Raw genomic sequence first — 19,034 nt, 5'->3', positions numbered from 1 at the left:
CGGCCTCAATCGCCCGCGGGCTTCGCGTGCCCGACCGAGCGGAACGCGGCCTGGACCGTGGAGACGATCGACGGGGCGGCAGCCGGGGCCGCCTCGCCTTCGATCAGGTCCTCGCGCACCTCGGCGTAGTGGCAGTAGACCGCGTGCCCGGGGCGCTTCTCCTCAAGAACCGGCTGCTCGGTGCGGCAGTGCTCCCGCTGCGAGTCGTCGAGCTGTGTGCGGTACTTGGGGCAGCGCGTGTGGAACACGCAGCCCGAGGGCGGATTGGACGGGCTCGGCAGGTCGCCGGTGAGCAGGATGCGCTCACGGCGGGCCTCGATGCGAGGATCCGGGATCGGGACGGCCGACAGCAGCGCGTGCGTGTACGGATGCATCGGCTTCTCGTACAGGGCGTCGCGGTCGGTGATCTCCATGATCTTGCCGAGGTACATCACGGCGACCCGGTCGGCGATGTGCCGTACGACGGAGAGGTCGTGCGCGATGAACACGTACGCGATGCCGAACTCCTGCTGCAGGTCCTCCAGCAGATTGACCACCTGCGCCTGCACCGACACGTCGAGCGCCGAGACCGGCTCGTCGCAGACGATGAGCTGCGGCTGCAGAGCGAGGGCCCTGGCGATGCCGATGCGCTGCCGCTGGCCGCCTGAGAACTCGTGCGGATAGCGGTTGTAGTGCTCGGGATTCAGGCCGACCCGCTGCATGAGGCCCTGCACGGTCTTCTTGATGCCGCCGTCGGGCTTGCGACCCTGGATCCGATAGGGCGAGCCGACGATCGTGCCGATCGTGTGCCGCGGGTTCAGCGATGAGTACGGGTCCTGGAAGATCATCTGCACGTCGCGACGCAAGGGCCGCATCGCGCGGCCCGAGAGCGATGCGATCTCTCGGCCGTGGAACTTGATCGAACCGCCCGTCGGCTCGATCAGCTTGGACGCGACGCGACCGGTGGTCGATTTGCCGCAGCCCGATTCGCCGACCAGGCCCAGGGTCTCACCGGCGTGCAGCGTGAAGCTGACCCCGTCGACCGCCTTGATCGGGTTCCCTCGACGACCGAGCAGGCCCTGTCCACGCCCGGGGAAGTACTTGGTGACGTCCTTCACCTCGAGCAGTGGGTCGCCCGTGACGGCGCCCTGCCCGGTGGTGGACTGCCCGGTGGTTGCCTGCTCGGCGCTGGCGTGCCCTGGGGTGCTCATCGGTATCGATCCTCAGAGATTGGGACGGATCTCGGTCGCGAAGATCTCGCGGCGTTGATCGGACGGGATGTGGCAGCGCACCTCGTGTGTGCGCTCGGTGGGCAGCAGGTCGGGATGCTCCGTGAAGCAGCGGTTGCCCGGCACCCGGCTCGAGTAGGCGCACCGGGTGTTGAAGACGCAGCCCGTCGGCACCTGGATCAGCGACGGCGGCTGACCGGGGATGGGGATGAGCCGAGCCTGCCGAACGCGGTCCATGCGCGGCATCGAGCCGAGCAGGCCCCATGCGTACGGCATCTCCGGCTGGTAGAACACGTCGTCCACCTTGCCCTTCTCCACGCACTGACCGCCGTACATCACGAGGACGTCGTCGCAGGTCTCGGCGACGACGCCGAGGTCGTGGGTGATCAGGATCACGCCGCTGTTCAACTCGGTGCGCAGATCCTTGATCAGCTCCAGGATCTGCGCCTGCACCGTCACATCGAGCGCGGTCGTCGGCTCGTCGGCGATGAGCAGCGGCGGATCGCCGATCAGCGCCATCGCGATCATCGCCCGCTGCCGCATGCCGCCGGAGAACTGGTGAGGGTAGTCGTCGTAGCGGCGGTCGGCGTTCGGGATGCCGACTTTGTCGAGCATCTGCACGGCACGCTTGCGCGCATCCCGCTTTCCGACCTTGTGGTGCACGAGGTACGCCTCGCTGATCTGCGCACCGATCGAGTAGAAGGGATGCAGGCTGGAGAGCGGATCCTGGAAGATCATCGCCACCTTCGTGCCGCGCAGGCCCCGCATCTGGTCCTCGCTGGCGGCGACCAGGTCCACGCCGTCGAGCCAGATCCGTCCGGTCGTGCGCGCCTTCGACCCCTTGTGCAGGCCCAGGATCGCCTGGCTCGTCACGCTCTTGCCTGAGCCGGATTCCCCGACGATGCCGAGGATCTGGCCGCGCTCCACGCTGAAGGAGACCCCGTCCACGCTCTTGACCAGACCGTCCGCGGTCGGGAAGTGCACGCGCAGGTCCTCGACCTGCAGGAACGGACCGCCGGCCGGGCCGACCCGCGCGGATTCGGCCGAGATGGACGTGGACGTCATGGTGTGCGGTCCTTCCGCTCGGTACGCGCGGTCGCCATCAGACCGTGACGCGGGGGTCGATGAAGCCATACAGCACGTCGACGATCAGGTTGGCCACCACGAGGACGACGGCCGCGACAATGGTGACCCCCTGGATGACGGGCAGGTCCTGCTGGCTGATCCCCTGCAGCGTCAGCGCCCCGAGGCCGCGGAAGTTGAAGACCTGCTCCGTGATGACGGTCGAGCCGATCAGCTGCCCCAGGTCGATACCGAAGATGGTGACGATGGGGGTCAGCGCTGCCCGCAGCCCGTGACGTACCACCACGGTCGACCGGCCGAGCCCCTTGGCGCGGGCGGTGCGGATGTAGTCCTCGCCCATCGTCTCCAGCATGTTGGAGCGTGTCAGTCGCGCGTACAGCGCTGCGAAGAGGAAGGCGAGGCAGCACCACGGCAGGATCATGCTGATCAGCCACTGACCCGGGTTCTGGGTGATCGGTGCGTAGGACGGGTCGGGTAGCCAACCGAGCGTGTACTCGAAGATGAGCAGCAGCACGGGGCCGGTGAAGAAGATCGGCAGCGACACCGCTGTCAGCGACGCACCCATACCGGCACGGTCGATGAAGGACCCCGGACGGAGCGCCGAGAAGGTGCCGACCGTCACTCCGGCGATGAGCCAGATGACAGCGGCCCCGACGCAGAGGCTGACGCTGACCGGGAGTGCCTGCCCGATCAGGGTGGAGACCAGTTCGTTCTCCCGGAAGGAGTACCCGAAGCAGGGGAACGGGCACGCGACCGGGGTGGTCGTGCCGTCGGTGATGGTGCTGCCGAAGATGCCGGAGATGAAGTGCCAGTACTGCGCAGGCAGTGGCAGATCGAATCCGAAGCGATGGACCAGCGCCTTGAACTGCAGCGACCCGGGTGGAAAGGGGATCCGCCCGATGTAGTAGTAGACGGGCGAGGTGTGCGAGAGCAGCGGCGCCAACTGGAACAGGACGAATGTGATGACGCTCACGATCCAGACGACGACCACGGCGCCGACGATGCGGGTGATGAGGAATCTGACCACGACGTTCTCTCGGTGAAGGGGCGAGCCGTTCCGGTGGTGGTGACCGGACGTGTCCGTCCGGTCACCACCACCGTCACTGCGATTGACTCAGAGGACTAGCCGCTGACGCCCACGTTCACCACGTCATACGCACCGAAGCCCAGCGCGTTGTCGCAGGTGATGTTCGTCAGCCTCGGGTTGCGGTACCACAGCGTCTTGCCGAAGAAGATCGGCAGGTACACCGCGTTCTTCATGACCTGGTCGTCGAGGGTGCGGAAGTCCGCGTCCGTCGCCTTGCCCGCGAGCGAGTTCTTCAGGATCGCGTTCACCTTGGGATCGTTCAGGCTCGGCTGGTTGGCGTTGCCCGTCTCGAGGATCGCGTTGCCGTTCGCGATGGCCTGCCAGAAGCCGTATCCGGTCGGGAAGTCGGCGCCCCATCCGTAGATGGATATCCCGATGCCCTGGTTCTTCACGTTCCGGGGACTGCCGACGAACGTCGTGTAGTAGTTCGAGGACGCGCTGGTGGTCGAGGTGATGGTGATGCCCACTCGCGCGAGTGCGGTCTGCTCGGCCTGGAAGACCTTCGGCCCGGTCTCGCTCGGTGTCGAGTACGCGAACTTCACCGAGAACCCGTTGGGCTTGCCGCAGGCCTGGAGCTCCTGCTTCGCCTTGGCGACGTCGCCGGTGCCCTTCGGCCCGCTCGGGTACAGCGCTGCGGAGGCATCGTGACCGGGGATCGTGATCGGCGTGACGCTGCCCGCGATCGTGCCGTGCAGCGGGCCGCCGAACGCCTGGAGGATCGCAGCCTTGTTGGTCGCGTACTCGATCGCCGCCCGGCAGTGCTGATTGGGGATCACCGACGGATAGATCGTGAAGAATCGGTTGAAGGGCGTGGGTGCATCGTCCGCGTTCTTCTTCAGATTGGCATTCGTCAGCACGCTGGTCTGCAGGGCGGACCCGATGTCGATATCCATCTTCGCGTCGTAGGTGCCGGACTTCAGCTTCTGGTCGATGTCGGCGGGGCTGCTGTCGATCGTCAGGTCGATCTCTTTGGCCAGCGGCTTACGGATCGGGTCCGACGACTGCGTCCAGTACTTGTTCCGGACGAAGGTCACCGACTTGTTCTGCGTGTAGGACGAGATGACGAACGGTCCGGATGCGACGGGCTTCTTGCCGTAGGTCGCCCCGACATAGCCGGTTCCGCCCTCGGTCTTGTAGGGGACGGGCGAGGCCGCAGGGAGTGCCATCAGGTAGTCGAAGTCCGCGAACGGCGACGACAACTTGAAGGTGATGCTGTCCGACGTCGTCGTGATGGTGTTCAGGTCACCGCTCTTGTACGGCCCCAGGTAGTTCTTCGGGTGCGCGATCTGGGTGAGGTAGTACGAGGCCGGCCCGCCGTTGATGACGTCGGTTGCGAAGATCCGCTCGATGCCGTATTTCACGTCCTGCGGCGTGATCGCCTTGCCGGTGGAGAACTTGATCCCCGGCCGCAACGTGTAGGTCCATTCGGTGAAGTCGGCGTTGTGCTTGCCGAGGGAGGTCGCCAGGTCGCCCACGATCTCCGGCTTGGAGCCGTTCACCTTCGAGAACCCGACAAGTCCCCGGCTGACCAGTCGTTGCATGTTCCAGCACCAGCCGAGATAGGTGCGGGCAGGGTCCCACGACTCGCAGTCGCCTTGGGCGAGCAGCTTCAACGTGCCGCCCTGCTTGGTCGAGGGGTTCACGACGTTGTTGATTGCGGCCCCGAACGCCGCGTTCGAGGTACCACTCGATGTCGTGGTCCCGCCGCCGCCCTTGGTGCTCGTGCAGCCGGTGAGCAGCGCCGTGCTCGCCGCCAGCAGTGCGACCGCGGCCATCATTCTTGGTCTCCTCATGTGAAGAGTCCCTCTCTCTGTGTGCTGTGGATGGAACCTATGAAGCGTTCCCTGGGTGGGCGTGAGCCCTGAGCGGCGACGGGGTGCACCGTGCCGTGGTACGTGGCCTCCTCGTATGAAGCCCGACCGTCATCGCCTCGATTTGGGGTCGAGTGCGTCCCGCAGGCCGTCGCCGAACAGGTTGAACGCGAGGACGATGAGGAAGATCGCCAGACCTGGCAGGAGCAGGTACACCGGGTCGTTCTGAAAGGTGTCGCCGGCGTCGGACAGCATCTGGCCCCACGACGGGGTCGGAGGCTGGACGCCGAGCCCGAGGAAGGACAGCCCGGCCTCGCCGAGGATGTTGTTCGGGATCGTCAGCGTGGTGTAGACGAGGATCGGCCCGAGCAGGTTCGGCGCGATCTCCCGCGCCATGATCCGCAGATTCGAAGCGCCGAGGCTGCGGGCTGCTTCCACGAATTCCTTCTCACGCAGTGACAGGACCTGCCCACGGACGATGCGTCCGATGTACGGGAACCCGAAGAAGCCCAGCACGAAGATGATGATCGCGAACCGGGCCCAGCTCGCGGAGGTGATGATGGCGACGACCGCGATCATCGACAGCGAGAACAGCAGTGTCGGGAAGGACAGCAGCACATCCATGATCCGGGAGATCACGGTGTCGACCCACCCTCGGTAGTAGCCGGCGAGCAGGCCGGTCGTCACACCCAGGACGAGCGAGAGCACCGTGGCGAGGCCGGCGATGATCAACGACGTCCGCGCTCCGAACACCAGCAGCATGAAGACGTCCTGGCCGAGGGAGGGGGTGATCCCGAACCAGTGCTTGGCGCTGATCCCGCCGAACGCGCCGATGGGGAGATTGGTGTTCGGGTCGAGGACGGTGTTGCCGGGGTCGTTGTTCAGCGCCCGGTAGGACTGGCCGTAGATCGCTTGGATGACGTCGGCGAAGATCGCCACGAGGATGAAGATCACGATGACGATCGCGCCCGCGAGTGCGAGCTTCTCGCTTCGAAGGCGGCGCCAGACGATCGCGGCGAGCGACCGGCCCACGATCGCGTCGGGGGTACGCCTGCCCTTCTCGGGCACCCCCGGTCCGGTGAGGCCGTCGTTCTCGGCGACGACTTCGAGTTCCGAGGGGTTCAGCGTCATCCTCTGTCCCTCTCCGTACGAGCCCAGCACGATCGGCGGGGTCGGACCCCGCAGCCGGTTCGCGCACGCCGCAGGGGCGGCCGTGCGACTTGCGAGCAACTGTAAGTAGGGGCGCACGACACTCAAAGTTCCAGCGGAATTCGTTACACGCCCGAAATCAGGCTGCGCGATCGGTTGCACAGACGCGCGGCGGACCGCTTGACACCGCAAGGATGGACCGATGCTGTTGCACGAGTCGGCGCCGGAAGGACCCACCGGGGTCCCGGCCGCGCGGACCGCGTCGTCGACGCGGCGCGAGATCCTGCTGGTGCTCGGGCTGTCCCTCGGCGCCTCCGCGGTGTACTCGGTTCTGGAGTTCATCGACGCGGCCACGCGCGGACCGATCGGGCAGCAGTCGACCGCGCCGCTGAATCCATCCCTCAGCAACCGCGCCTTCTTCGACATCGCCTACAACCTGCTCGGCTGGTTCTTCGACATCGTGCCGGTGCTGCTGGCCCTGTATCTGCTGGCCACTCCGGCGCTTGGAGGGCTGCGCCGGGTCGGGCTGGACCTGCGGCGACCCCGGTTCGACCTGCTCGCCGGCGTCGGGCTGACCGCGCTGATCGGCATTCCGGGGCTGGGGTTGTACGAGCTGGCGCGTGCCCTCGGGCAGAACCTGCACGTCTCGACCGACGGCCTGGGCGGCGCCTGGTACGCGGTGCCCCTGCTGATCGTGTCCGCGCTGCGGGCGGCGCTGCAGGAGGAGGTGATCGTGATCGGCTATCTGGCCGAGCGGCTGCGCGAACTGCGGTGGCGCACCTGGGCGATCGTGCTGGCGCCCGCACTGCTGCGCGGCTCGTACCACCTGTACCAGGGCTGGGGCGGGTTCTTGGGCAACGCGGCGATGGGCGTGGTGTTCGGCCTCTTCTACCAGCGGTACGGCCGGACGGCGCCGCTCGTGGTGGCGCACTTCATCCTGGACGTGGTCAGTTTCGTGGGGGTCGCGGTGCTGTCCGTCGTCGCACCGCAACTGCTGCCGAAGTGAGGCACGCGGGTATCTCAGACCCGGATCGTCGTGAGACCCGGCACGTCGTCGTAGTCCCCGTCCTGCGTCGCCACGGACAGACCGTGTGCGATCGCTGTGGCCGCGATCCAGGAGTCGTTCATCGGAAGTCGTCGACCCGCGGCGCGCAGGTCCACGCGGAGTCGAGCCCACGCGGCAGCGACCGCATCGTCGATCGGGATCGGGTCGTACTGCTGGGCCCACAACAGAGTCTCGAGCCGACGTGCGCGCACGAGGTCGGTCTTCGCCGAGAGCACGCCGAAACGGAGCTCACCGATCGTCACCATCGACACCGCCACGGCCTGCAGTGAAGCCGATGCGAGCGGTCGTCCAGTTTCCACAGCGATGAAGAGGGACGTGTCGGCCAATGCCGGCGAAGCCTTCTCTGAGCTGATCACCATTCGGGCGGCAGATCGTCGTCTGTCGTGTCCGGAAGAGCCTCACGCAGTTCTGTGGACAACTCAGGGTCCGCGGAAGCTCGCTCGAAGGAGGACGCAAATCGTTCCCAAGAGACGAAGCGCGGGCGACGGTCGAGCGGGACGAGTTCGGCGACCTCCCGGCCGCTGACGGTGATCGTCAGCCGCTCGCCGGCCTCCACGCGACGCAGCACGGCGCTCACGTCGTTGCGCAACTCGCGGGAAGGGATCGACGTCATCGATTCAGGGTAGCAGGACTGCTACACGAAGTCGTCGAATTCGTCGGTGGCGCCGGGTAGCGTTCGCCGCATGGCTACTGCAGTCGTCGGACAGCCGGCGCCGAACTTCGCCCTACCCGGCATCCGGCGCGACGCCGACGCGGCGGGCGGATTCGTGCGCAGCGACTTCACCCTGACCGCCGAGCGCGGGCATCCAGTGGTCGTGGTGTTCTACCCCGGCGACGAATCCGCGGTCTGCACCGCGCAGCTGTGCTCCTACCAGGCGGAGCTGTCGCAATTTACCGACCTCGGCGCCGCCGTGCTCGCGATCAGCAAGCAGGGCATCGACAGTCACGAGCGCTTCGCCCGCAAGGAGGGACTGTCCTTCCCGCTGCTGTCCGATACGCAGGGCATCGCGGTGGCCGCCTACGGGATCGGCCTGGCGGGCCTCGGCCTGCGCCGCTCCGTCTTCGTGGTCGACGCCCAGGGCGTGCTGCGCTGGAAGCACGTCGCCCTGGTCGGCGCGACGTTCCGCAGCGTCGACGTGATCCGGCGGCAGCTCGAGGCCGTCGCGGCCTGATCCGGCCTGATCGCGTGGTGCAGAGCATCGAGCTGCTGCTCGATCCGGAGTCGGAGGCCACGGTGCGGGCGACCTGGGATCTATTGGCAGCGGCCGGGCTGCCGAGCCTGGCCGACCATCGCGGGGTGTCCAACCGTCCCCATCTGACCCTGCTGGCCGCGGAGTCGGGCCTGGAGGGGTCCATGTCGCAGCTGCGGGAGCTGCTGGAGCAGGTGGACCTGCCCGCGGTGCTCGGCGCTCCGCTGCTGTTCGGCGGCCACCGCGGGCGATGGGTGCTGACGCGTCAGGTGGTCCCCTCCCGGGCCCTGCTCGCGCTGCACGCCGCGGTGCACCAGGTGGTCGAGGCCGCGACGGGAGCGAGCCGCGATACGCACAGCGTCGATCCCCACAGCGTCGATCCGCACAGCGAGCCGGATGCCTGGACGCCGCACGTCTCCCTGGCGCGGCGGATGCCCGCCGACCGGCTGCCGCAGGCGCTGGCCCTGCTCGACCCGCAGCCGCTCGCCTGCCGGCTCGTCGGCGCGCGACTGTGGGACAGCCCCTCCGCAACGGTCATGACCCTGGACCGCCCCGACGGACGACCCCGACCGGAATCGCGGCCCTGATCAGCACGTCAGCAGGACAGCGTCCCTTGGGCATGACCACACAGGCGCTTTGGTCCTGCCCGCGCGACATTGTCCTGCTGTCGCGCTTCATCGCCCCGGGTGGTCGGAGGGGGCGGGCTATTCGATCTTCGAGTGCTCGCCCAGACGGTGCCACGTGCGATTGTGGTAGACGAGCGGATGAGCCTGCCCGGCGTCGGCCGCGTCGGCGCCGGGGGGCGGCGCCATGGTCTGCAGCCCGTGCACCGCGACGACGATCGAGCCGCCCACATCCATGGTCTGGATGATCCGGCCGCGGATCCACGCGTGTGCCGAGGGGAAGTAGGGCTCGCCGGTGGGCAGGCGCTTCCAGATCGATGTATCGGCGAAGCGGTCGATTCCGCTGGTGGCGCCGAGTTTCGCGATGTGCAGCTGTGACGCGCCGAGCAGATGCACGACGACCGTGTCCGCCCTGCGAATGGTCTCGGTGCTGGAGGACAGGACCGAGAGGGAGAACACGAGGATCGGCGGATCGGCGCTGACCGAGAACACGGACGTCGCAGTGAGCGCGACCGGGCCGTCGCCCGCATCCGCCGTGATGACCGCGACGCCGGCCGGATGATTGCGGAACGCAGCCTTGAACTCCTCAGGCGAGACGGGGTGCTGGCCCTGGAGCTGGATCAGCCTGCCGTGGTCCGGCGACGCACGCCGAAGCGTGGCCGGCGCGGCCGACTCGTCGCGACGCACCTGATTCATCTGACTCCTCCCGAGGGAACGCTCTCCCTGGTCACGAGGGGGGCGCGCGATGGCGCCCACCCGAGCTCGCCGCGCGCCTTCGCGCTGGAGAAGGCGGCGGGCGTCGCGAGCAGGTCCGCCATCGGGCCGATCCTGCCGCGCATCTCGTCGAGGCCGAGCGACACCGTGCGACCACCCAACCCGATGGTGGTGCTGACGAGTTCGGCCAACTCCCGGACGCGAACGAAGTGGTCGGAGGAGGCGATGTAGGTCGATCCACCGACACCCGCGGTGAGCGCGCGCACATAGAGGTCGGCCAGGTCGTCGACATGCACGGTGGACCACTCGGCGTCGCCGTCCAGCGGGTACGGCACCGCGTCGCCGCCCTGCGCGGCGAAGGCGAGCAGGCCCAGCACGGCTGCCTCGCCGTCCGCGTGCACGATGGATGGCCGGATGACGACGGTGCGGAGGCCTGCACCGTTGCCGGCGCGGACGATCGACTCCGCCTTCGCGCGCCAGCCCACCGGACCATCGAGCACCAGGTCGGCGGACTCGTCGGTCGTCCGATCGCTGCTCGGTCCGACCACGCCGACGCCCGAGGTCCAGAGCAGGGTCGCGCCGGAGTCGGCCAGGGCGGTGACGAGCTCCTGCGCCAGCCCGATCTCGGCCGCCCCGGGATCGTCGGCTGCGAACGCGAGATTGATGACCGCATCGCAGCCCTTGGCGGCGGCGACCACCGTCTGCGGCGAGCGGATGTCGACGCGGACCGACGGGATGCCGGCGAGGTCGAGCGATGCGACGCCCTCGTCGGTCCAAGCGGTCGAACGGACGGAGAATCCGGCTTCGGCCAGGGTGCGGCACACCCGTCTGCCGATGAAGCCGGTTCCTCCGATGACCAGAACCGTGTGTGTGCTCATGCATCCAACCCCGTCGTCGAATTCGTTGATCCCAGTCTGGGACGCGACCGGGGTTGGGGCATCACCTCGACGGGTGATCCCGGTCAAGGCAGCAGCCCGAGCCGCCGCGACCGCTCGGCGGCGCCGGATCGTGTGGTGACGCCGAGCTTGCGGTAGATGCTCTTCAGCTGGGTCTTCACGGTGTTGACCGAGACGTGACGGTGCGCCGCGATCTCCGCATAGGTGAGATCCGTCGGCAGGAAGCGGACGACGGCGAGTTCTCCGTCGGAGAACGGTTCATCCAGGGTCGGACGTCGATGCTCGGGCACGGAGTCGTTCGTCATGCCGAGTTCTCGTCGAACCGCATCGTCCAGCTGCCGGAGGTAGGCCGGCGATATCCCGTTCGCGTCGCGGTCGGCTGCGCGCAGCGATCGCACGCCGCGGGAGATCGCCATCGGATCCGGCCCGATGACCGTGCGGATGAAGGGGCCGCGCTGCGCTCGTTCCAGCACCGGCACGATGCTCGGGCGTTCGTCCCGTGCCGCCGCCGCTCGGAACTGCAGCACCGCCCACTCCAGCTCGCGCCGCGGGTCGTCCGGCTTCGGTGCCGGGTCGGGGCGATCGGCGACGCGGTCGGCGCGTCCACCGAGCAGTGCGACGACGGCGGTCAGGTAGGTCAGCCGGTCCCTCTGGACGGAGAGCAGGCGCAAGCGGTCGAGCGAGGCGGTCGCGCTGTCGAGGTCGCCCCTGCGCACCGCCAGCAGGATCCGGCGTTCGGCGAGCTGGGCGAGAAGGAACTCCGGCAGGGTCCCCCGGCCGGACCCCTGCTCCGCGGTGTCGAGTATGAGAGCGGCCTCAGCGAAGTGACGCTGCGCCGATCGGCACTTCGCCAGGCCGAGCAGGGCGCGCGCCCGGATCCAGGTGCTGCGAGACAGGATGGCGGCGTCGATCGCGGCCTGGAACGCGTCGGCGCTCGCCGCCAGCTCGTTCCGCTCCCACAGCAGCTCGCCGCGGGCGACGTACGCGTCGGCGGTGGGGAGCTTGCCCTCCAGCCCGTAGCGTTCGGCTTCGTGGAACGCCTCGTCGACGTAGCGGACGACGATGTCGAACATCCCGACGGAGCTGGCGAGGGTGGCCATCTTGCCCGGCAGCGCCACTGCCGCGAACACGTTGTCGCCGTCCCGGGCGCGCTCGATGCCACCTCGCAGCAGCGCCATGCCCTTCTCGGGCGTGCCGGCCAGGCCGTACGCCTCCGCGAGTGCGTCGGTCATCGCCAGACGCGCGTAGCTGTCGACGTAGCGGTGAGTTCGCTCCCGGCCGTCGAGGAGCACCAGTGCACGCTCGCCCCAGGTGATCGCGGCCTCGAGAGTGCCCAGTGTGCGGTAGGCGATCGTACGGAGGCAGGCCGACTCCGCGGCGACTCGCGCCTCGATCGGCGACGCGGCGTGGCTCCCGATGCCCGCGAGTTCGGCACGATCGGCGCGTTCGCACCAGTCGATGGCGCCCACCGGATCGTCGGCGTACGTGCGGATCCAGGCCTGCGTCAAGGCGAGTGCGGGTGTCTGAGCCAGGACGCGGGGCGGGATGGCATCGAACCAGTGCTGCAGCGTGCGATCGAGTCCCTGCCGATGCAGGTCCCCGACGAGCGGAACGATCAGCTCCGCGGCTCGGGCGCTGTCCCCCGCGGCCAGGGCGTGTTCGACCGCCAGGGTCGGCTCGCCGGATGCCGCGTAGTGGTCCGACGCCCGCGCATGCAGCCGCATCGCGTGCTCGGCCGGCGCGGAGGCGAGCCGGTCGAGCAAGAGGTCGCGAAAGAGCGACTGGAAGGTGAAGCGGGTCCGCTGCTGGTCCACGCTCGTCAGAAAGACCCCCGCCGATTCCAGGTCGCGGAGGAGGGCGAGCGAGTCCGTCCGCAGGGTCAGGGCGTCGCACACCGGGCCGGTGAGAGTCGACACCGTCGACGCATCCACCAGAAAGCGCTGCCGTTCAAGCGGCTGCTGCTCGAACACCTCGTCGGTGAGGAACTCGGACACGCCGCGACTGTGCCCCGAGAAGTGCTGCACGTAACTGCGCAGGTCGGCGGGGTCCCGTATCGCCATCGCGGCGTACCGGAGCCCGGTCACCCATCCTCCGGTCCGCGAGAGGAGCGGAGTCAGCTCCGATGCATCCAGGTCGGTATCGACCAGTCCGTTCAGCAGGTCGAGCGCCTCATCGTCCGTGAAGGACAGGTCGCTCGCCGTGATCCGCGTGAGCGCCCCGCTGGAGCCGAGGCGTTGCAGGCGCAGCGCGACCGGCAGTGATCGGCCCACGAGCAGCGTCTGAATGGTGTGCGGCAGGGTGGCGAGCAGCACGGAGAGGCCCTCGCCGATCTCCGGGTTCGTGATGACGTGGATGTCGTCCAGCACGAGGATGCCCCGTCGGTCGGCCGCTTCGAGGTGCTCGATCACGGTCGCGAGGAACGCTTCGGGTGCGACGCCCGGCGCGGCGCGGATCTCATCGCGAAGCAGTGTGTCCGTCCCATCGGGGACGAGCGCCCCGAGCGCCGACGCGGCACGCGCGACATGACCCCAGAACCGTACGGGGTCGTTGTCGCGGAGTTCGAGTTGCAGGACCACCGAGCCCCGTACACGTGCGGAATCGGTGGTCAGCCACTCGGTGACGAGTGCCGACTTGCCGTATCCCGCCGGGGCCGTCACCGTCGTGATGTGACCGCCGGCGTTCTCGAGCGCCGCCGTCAGCCGCGGCCGGCCGACGTGCCCACGGGCGAGCGGCTGCGCGCGCCGCAGCCGACCGAGTGCTGCGTCGGAACCCATCGTCCGCGGAGCTTAGCGAACCGCCGTCTCACGGGTCAGGCCGGGTCGACCGCGGCATCGAGCACGTATCGGCCGAGTGCCTCATAGGCCTGCTCGCTCGCCTGGATGTGCTGCGCTGCGACGGCCATGTCCCGGAAGTTGCGCTGCAGCACGTTGTCGAGCCGAGCTGCGCCGGATCCGCCGAAGCGGAACGCCGCCGAGGTGATGTCCGCGGCGACCGAGTGCACGTAGGCCGGGGTGGCGGTCAGGCGCATGTCCAGGTCCGGCGGGATCGCACCGCCGCTGCGGGCGGCCTCCCACAGCTGCTCCACGAGCTGGAACAGCCCGGCGCGGGCTGCGGCGAGACGCATCTCGAACTCGCCGAGCTGATGGTGGAAGTACGGGCGAGCGGCCACGGCCGTCGTGGACCCCGGGCGCAGCTTTGCCCGGGACTGAAGGGCGATCTCGTCGATCGACCGGCGGGCGATTCCGAGCGCGAAGGCGGAGAGCGTCGCCTGCGGGATCTTGATGCGGTAGCGCGGTCCGCCCCGCAGGATCGCCGGCGGCATGGGCCACGCCATGTCGTCGGGGACGAACTGCTCATCGAGCGAATAGTCAGAGCTGCCGGTTCCCTTGAGTCCCGACACGAACCAGTTGTCGTGGACCGTCACCTCGGAGACCGGAAGAACGCCTGCGATCACCTTCGGTGAATCGTCGGACGGCTCGCTCGCGGTCGCGGTGAACATCGACCAGTCGGCGTGCCGGATCCCGGATGCGAAGGACCACCGTCCGCTGACGACATAGCCGCCGTCGACCCGGCGGAACCGCCCGGCGGCCGGGTTCATCTGCGATCCGGCGATCGGCCACGTCGGGCCCCCGAACATGCGGTCGACCACCGCATCGGAGGCGAAGGTCGCGATCATCGCCGCTCCCTGTGCACCGATCATCAGGGTCCACGCCGCTGAACTGTCGATCCGGGCCACCGCCTCGATGACCTCCAGATGGGTGAGTGGATCCACTTCGTACCCGCCGACCACCTGCGGGGCCGCGATGCGGAACAGCCCGGCGTCCTTCATCGCCTCCACGACGGGCCGTGGGAGCGTGCGTCCCTCTTCCGCCTTCAGTGCGTTCTCCCGCAGGAAGGGCGCGAGGCGCTCGACCGACGCCAAGAGCTCGTCACGCTCGGGACTGCGACGCGGCACGCCCTGCTCCCGCGGCTGCGTCTTCACGGGCGCCTTATTCTCAAACGCCGTGTTCTCAAGCGCCGTGTTCTCACGAGTGATTGTGCTGGTCACGAATTGTCCTCCTGGTTCGAAGCTGCGATGGTCAGGAATGCTGGGCGCGCCAACGTTCCACCGGTCCCCGGCCCCCGTCGCGGACGACGGTCGCGCGGGTCGGGGTGAACTCGACGAAGCGCAGCATCGCGTCGTCGGAGCCGGAATACATCATGGGCAGCCACGGAAAGGAGCCGCTGTCCCACAGGGTCGCCCGCTCGTCGCCCTCGATGATGCGCGTGATCCCTTTCATCAGCAGAGCGTTCGGGAACGCTTCTCCCGGGGTCAGGAACTGCATGCTGGCTTTCGGCCTCGACCTGAGGTTCTTCACCTTGTGGCTCATCGCGTGGGTGGCGAACACCAGCGCGTCGCCGACCCAGGCCGGGATCACCGGGATGATGTGCGGAGTACCGTCCGTGTCGACCGATGCGAATGTCGTCATGGGGCCGAGGGCGACGGTCAGCGTGCGGATGTCGCCGAATTCCAATTGCATTGTCGATGTACTCATTGCAGAACTCCTTCGTTCACGAGTTGGCGGACGACTCCGAGAATGTGGTTCGGCTGGCCCTGCATCAGCGGGCGGCGGCGGGCCGCGAATTCCTGCTCCTCGACGCTGTGATGCACGAGTTCCGGGAACGTGGTGAGGAACGTCAGGCGCAGGCGGTATTCGCCCTCGTCGTCGGTCTCGATCGCGCAGAGGATCACCGACTTCTGCGGGCCCTCGATGAACTCGAACACCATGACGCGCTCGCCGTGCATCGTGATGCGCTGCAGTTCTTCGCGCCCGTCGGCCAGGTATGCGCGTCGCACCACCGCGGCGTCGCTGTCGTCGATCACCTCGAACCGGTGACCCGGCGGAGCGAACCGTTCGTCTCCGTTCCGCGCCCGGATGACGAGGCCCGCCCACACCTGCTCCGGCGTCAACTCGGGCAGGTCACCCGTGTTGAACCGCACGCTGGTGCTCGTCGTGAACATGCACATCCTCGTCGTCGAGGGCCGATCTCGGCCTGCGCGACGACGGTATGCCGGTGCGGCGGTCGGATCATCACCCGAACGGGTGCGGGACCGAGCCTGTGATCCCGCGACCTTTCCGAAGCCGGACCTCGCCGCGCGAGCAACTCAGGCGGATGGATCCGCGAAGGACTCCGGAGGCGGGCAGGCGCACACCAGATTGCGGTCGCCGTATGCCTGGTCGATGCGGCGCACCGGCGGCCAGTACTTGCCGCGCACCGCTCGCAGAGGGTCGGGTCCCGGGGCCCCGGTCCCGAACCCTGCCGACTCGAAGGGGTACGCCGCCGTCTGCCGCGAGTACGCATGCGTCCACTCGTCCGCCGTCACCACCCGCGCCGGGTGTGGGGCGCCGCGCAGCGGGTTGTCGTCCGCGGGCCACTCCCCCGCGCCGACCGCGTCGGCTTCCGCGCGGATGGCGAGCATCGCGGCGACGAACCGGTCGATCTCGGCCAGGTCCTCGCTCTCCGTCGGCTCGACCATGAGGGTGCCGGGCACCGGGAACGACATCGTCGGCGCATGGAAGCCGTAGTCGATCAGGCGCTTCGCCACGTCGTCCACCGTCACGCCGGTCGCGGCGGTCATCGGCCGCAGGTCGAGGATGCACTCGTGGGCGACCAGGCCGCCCTCCCCGCGATAGAGCACGGGGAACGCGTCCTGCAGCCGCGCGGCGACGTAGTTGGCCGCCAGAACGGCCGCGTCGGTCGCCGCGCGCAGGCCCTCCGTCCCCATCATGCGGATGTAGGCCCACGAGATCGGCAGGATGCCCGGCGAGCCGAAGGGCGCCGCCGAGACCGCCTTGCCGCCGAAGCGGCCCGGCGCGTGACCACTCCAAGCCGCCGCCGCTGCTCCCCCCGCCCCGCCCGCGGGTACCTGCGCCATGGGGTGCGACGGCAGGTGCGGCGCCAGGTGCGCCTTCGCGGCGACCGGCCCGACTCCGGGACCGCCGCCGCCGTGCGGGATGCAGAAGGTCTTGTGCAGGTTCAGGTGGCTGACGTCGCCGCCGAAGTCGCCGAACCGGGCCCGACCGAGCAGGGCGTTCAGGTTGGCGCCGTCCACGTACACCTGGCCGCCGGCGACATGCACCGCGTCGGTGACAGCGCGCACCTGGTGCTCGTAGACGCCGTGCGTGGAGGGGTAGGTGATCATCAGCGCGCCGAGCCGGTCGGCGTGCTCGGCGATCTTCGCACGCAGGTCGGCCAGATCCACGTTGCCGAGCTCGTCGCAGGCGACGACGACCACCCGGAACCCGGCGAGCACCGCGCTCGCGGCGTTCGTGCCGTGGGCGCTCGAGGGGATCAGGCAGACGGTGCGCTGCGGGTCGCCGTTCGCGTCGTGCCATCCACGGATGGCGTTCAGCCCGGCCAACTCGCCCTGGCTGCCGGCGTTCGGCTGCAGGCTGACCGCGTCGTATCCGGTCACCTCGGCCAGCCAGCCCTCCAGCTGTCCGATGAGCTCGAGCGACCCGGCCACATCCTGCGCCGGTGCGAACGGGTGCAGGTTCGCGAACTCAGGCCAGCTGATCGCCGCCATCTCGGTGGCCGCGTTCAGCTTCATCGTGCAGGAGCCGAGCGGGATCATGCCGCGGTCGAGCGCGTAGTCGAGGTCGGCCAGGTACTTCAGGTACCGCATCATCGCCGTCTCGCTGTGGAACGAGTTGAAGACGGGATGCGTCAGGTATTCGCTCGTGCGCGCGAGGTGCTCGGGAAACTCGGCAACGGACTCCGGAGCGATCACCGCGAGCTCGGCGTCGGCCGGTGCCGGATACCGCCAGCGCAGCGATGGGCGGTCGCGCACCGGTCGGTCCTGGAGGTCGAACAGCTGCACGACATCGATGCCGGTGGATGCGGTGACCTCGTCGAAGGCGAGCGCGACCGCATCGTCGCCGACCGAGCGCAGCCAGTAGCCGAGCGAGCGAGCGCGTTCGATGAGCGCCTGCGCATCCGGAACCTGGACGACGATCGTGTCGAAGAAGTGCGTGGTCAGCACCGTCACTCCGCGGGATCGGAGCGCGAAGGCCGCCTCGGCCGCCGCGGCGTGCACGTCGCGCGCGATTCTCCGCAGCCCCGCCGGCCCGTGGTAGACGGCGTACATCGACGCCATCACCGCCAGCAGCACCTGAGCGGTGCAGATGTTGCTGGTCGCCTTCTCGCGGCGGATGTGCTGCTCGCGCGCCTGCAGGCTGAGGCGGTACGCGCGAGCCCCATCGGCGTCGACGCTGACACCGACGAGGCGGCCTGGGAGTTGCCGTTCGAGGCCAGCCCGAACGGCAAGGTATCCGGCGTGCGGACCGCCGAACGCCATCGGCACGCCGAACCGCTGCGTCGTGCCGACGGCGATGTCGGCGCCCAGCTCGCCGGGCGGGGTGAGCAGGGTCATCGCCAGCAGGTCCGCCGCCACGACGCCGAGCGCACCGCGGGCGGTGGCCTCCAGCAGCACCGCGGAGGGGTCGGCGACGCGTCCGGAGGCACCCGGGTACTGCACGAGCACGCCGAACAGGTCGCCCTCGGGCAGCCCGTCGACGGCCAGATCCGCCTCGACCAGCTCGATGCCCACCGCGGCCGCGCGGCCGGCCAGCACCGCCTTGGTCTGCGGCAGCGCATCCGCGTCGACCACGAAGCGGTTCGAGCGCACCTTGCTGGCGCGGCGGGCCAGCAGCATGCCCTCCACGACCGCGGTCGCCTCGTCGAGCATCGACGCGTTCGCGGTGGTCAGGCCCGTCAGGTCGGCGACCATCGTCTGGAAGTTGAGCAGCGCCTCCAGCCGGCCCTGGGCGATCTCGGGCTGGTAGGGCGTGTACGCGGTGTACCAGCTTGGGTTCTCCAGCACGTTCCGCTGGATGACCGCCGGAGTGATGGTGCCGCTGTAGCCGAGCCCGATCATCGAGGTGCGCACGGTGTTCTTGGCCGCCAGCGTGCGCAACTCGGCGATCGCCGCGGTCTCGGACGCGGCGGGCGGCAGCACGGACGGCGCGCCGGGCGGGCCCCCGGTCGGCAGCTGGATGCTCTCGGGCACCGCTCGCGCGAGCAGCTCGTCCAGCGAGTCGACGCCGATGGCCTGCAGCATCCGCTGGTGCGCGTCGGCGGTGGTGCCGATGTGCCGGCCGGCGAAGGACGGGTCGCCCTGCCGGGTGAACGCGGCGCCCGCTGCGACGGGCCGGACTGCGGTGTCG

The 19,034-nt window shown here is 68.9% G+C and carries 17 protein-coding genes; 3 read left to right on the top strand and 14 right to left on the bottom strand.

Going from position 1 to position 19,034, the window contains the following annotated elements:
• Nucleotides 1-5: 5 nt before the first annotated feature.
• The 5 genes from ACFE7H_RS03960 to ACFE7H_RS03940 all read right to left on the bottom strand — a co-directional run bounded on the left by ACFE7H_RS03960 (nt 6) and on the right by ACFE7H_RS03940 (nt 6,320).
• Entirely contained in the window at nt 6-1,190 is a 1,185-nt protein-coding gene (locus ACFE7H_RS03960; protein ID WP_375399907.1) for an ABC transporter ATP-binding protein, read from the bottom strand.
• A 12-nt stretch (nt 1,191-1,202) separates the two neighbouring features.
• Entirely contained in the window at nt 1,203-2,273 is a 1,071-nt protein-coding gene (locus ACFE7H_RS03955) for an ABC transporter ATP-binding protein (protein ID WP_375399906.1), read from the bottom strand.
• A gap of 37 nt (nt 2,274-2,310) precedes the next feature.
• The gene (locus tag ACFE7H_RS03950; protein WP_375399905.1) at nt 2,311-3,318 is read right to left on the bottom strand and encodes an ABC transporter permease; all 1,008 of its coding nucleotides are present in this window, start codon (nt 3,316-3,318) and stop codon (nt 2,311-2,313) included.
• A 95-nt stretch (nt 3,319-3,413) separates the two neighbouring features.
• Nucleotides 3,414-5,171, bottom strand: a complete 1,758-nt coding sequence (locus tag ACFE7H_RS03945) for an ABC transporter substrate-binding protein (RefSeq protein ID WP_375399904.1) — start codon at nt 5,169-5,171, stop codon at nt 3,414-3,416.
• Nucleotides 5,172-5,300: 129 nt separating this feature from the next.
• A complete protein-coding gene (locus ACFE7H_RS03940; protein WP_375399903.1) occupies nt 5,301-6,320 on the bottom strand; it encodes an ABC transporter permease in 1,020 nt (339 codons plus the stop codon).
• 220 nt (nt 6,321-6,540) lie between these two features.
• Between ACFE7H_RS03940 and ACFE7H_RS03935 the strand changes: the two genes are divergently transcribed.
• The gene (locus ACFE7H_RS03935) at nt 6,541-7,344 is read left to right on the top strand and encodes a CPBP family intramembrane glutamic endopeptidase (RefSeq protein ID WP_375399902.1); all 804 of its coding nucleotides are present in this window, start codon (nt 6,541-6,543) and stop codon (nt 7,342-7,344) included.
• A gap of 14 nt (nt 7,345-7,358) precedes the next feature.
• On the opposite strand, the gene ACFE7H_RS03930 is transcribed toward ACFE7H_RS03935, so the two are convergent.
• Nucleotides 7,359-7,763, bottom strand: a complete 405-nt coding sequence (locus ACFE7H_RS03930; protein WP_375399901.1) for a type II toxin-antitoxin system VapC family toxin — start codon at nt 7,761-7,763, stop codon at nt 7,359-7,361.
• Nucleotides 7,757-8,017, bottom strand: a complete 261-nt coding sequence (locus ACFE7H_RS03925) for a type II toxin-antitoxin system prevent-host-death family antitoxin (RefSeq protein ID WP_375399900.1) — start codon at nt 8,015-8,017, stop codon at nt 7,757-7,759. The genes ACFE7H_RS03930 and ACFE7H_RS03925 overlap by 7 nt, the downstream gene beginning before the upstream one ends.
• Before the next feature lie 70 nt (nt 8,018-8,087).
• Between ACFE7H_RS03925 and ACFE7H_RS03920 the strand changes: the two genes are divergently transcribed.
• Nucleotides 8,088-8,576 carry a peroxiredoxin gene (locus tag ACFE7H_RS03920; RefSeq protein WP_375399899.1) on the top strand — a complete coding sequence of 163 codons (489 nt, stop codon included), beginning with the start codon at nt 8,088-8,090 and terminating at the stop codon, nt 8,574-8,576.
• A gap of 14 nt (nt 8,577-8,590) precedes the next feature.
• Nucleotides 8,591-9,181: a 2'-5' RNA ligase family protein gene (locus ACFE7H_RS03915; RefSeq protein WP_375399898.1), complete on the top strand. Its 591-nt coding sequence runs from the start codon at nt 8,591-8,593 to the stop codon at nt 9,179-9,181.
• Between the two features lie 117 nt (nt 9,182-9,298).
• Here ACFE7H_RS03915 and ACFE7H_RS03910 read toward each other — a convergent pair whose 3' ends face one another.
• The 7 genes from ACFE7H_RS03910 to gcvP all read right to left on the bottom strand — a co-directional run bounded on the left by ACFE7H_RS03910 (nt 9,299) and on the right by gcvP (nt 18,928).
• Nucleotides 9,299-9,913 (bottom strand): flavin reductase family protein, encoded by a 615-nt coding sequence (locus ACFE7H_RS03910; protein WP_375399897.1) that lies wholly within the window; start codon nt 9,911-9,913, stop codon nt 9,299-9,301.
• Entirely contained in the window at nt 9,910-10,809 is a 900-nt protein-coding gene (locus ACFE7H_RS03905) for an NAD-dependent epimerase/dehydratase family protein (RefSeq protein WP_375399896.1), read from the bottom strand. Before ACFE7H_RS03905 ends, ACFE7H_RS03910 begins: the two co-directional genes overlap by 4 nt.
• An 83-nt stretch (nt 10,810-10,892) precedes the next feature.
• Nucleotides 10,893-13,601: a LuxR C-terminal-related transcriptional regulator gene (locus ACFE7H_RS03900; RefSeq protein WP_375399895.1), complete on the bottom strand. Its 2,709-nt coding sequence runs from the start codon at nt 13,599-13,601 to the stop codon at nt 10,893-10,895.
• A 35-nt stretch (nt 13,602-13,636) separates the two neighbouring features.
• Nucleotides 13,637-14,875, bottom strand: coding sequence for an acyl-CoA dehydrogenase family protein (locus ACFE7H_RS03895; RefSeq protein ID WP_375399894.1), 1,239 nt, complete (start codon nt 14,873-14,875; stop codon nt 13,637-13,639).
• A 31-nt stretch (nt 14,876-14,906) separates the two neighbouring features.
• Nucleotides 14,907-15,362 (bottom strand): pyridoxamine 5'-phosphate oxidase family protein, encoded by a 456-nt coding sequence (locus ACFE7H_RS03890; RefSeq protein WP_375399893.1) that lies wholly within the window; start codon nt 15,360-15,362, stop codon nt 14,907-14,909.
• Entirely contained in the window at nt 15,359-15,829 is a 471-nt protein-coding gene (locus ACFE7H_RS03885; RefSeq protein ID WP_375399892.1) for an AtaL-like protein, read from the bottom strand. The genes ACFE7H_RS03890 and ACFE7H_RS03885 overlap by 4 nt, the downstream gene beginning before the upstream one ends.
• Before the next feature lie 144 nt (nt 15,830-15,973).
• Entirely contained in the window at nt 15,974-18,928 is a 2,955-nt protein-coding gene (gene gcvP / locus ACFE7H_RS03880; RefSeq protein WP_375399947.1) for an aminomethyl-transferring glycine dehydrogenase, read from the bottom strand.
• Nucleotides 18,929-19,034: the final 106 nt, after the last annotated feature.

The organism is uncultured Amnibacterium sp. (assembly GCF_964250715.1).
GTDB lineage: Bacteria > Actinomycetota > Actinomycetes > Actinomycetales > Microbacteriaceae > Amnibacterium.
This window is presented reverse-complemented; position numbering and strand designations above follow the sequence as displayed.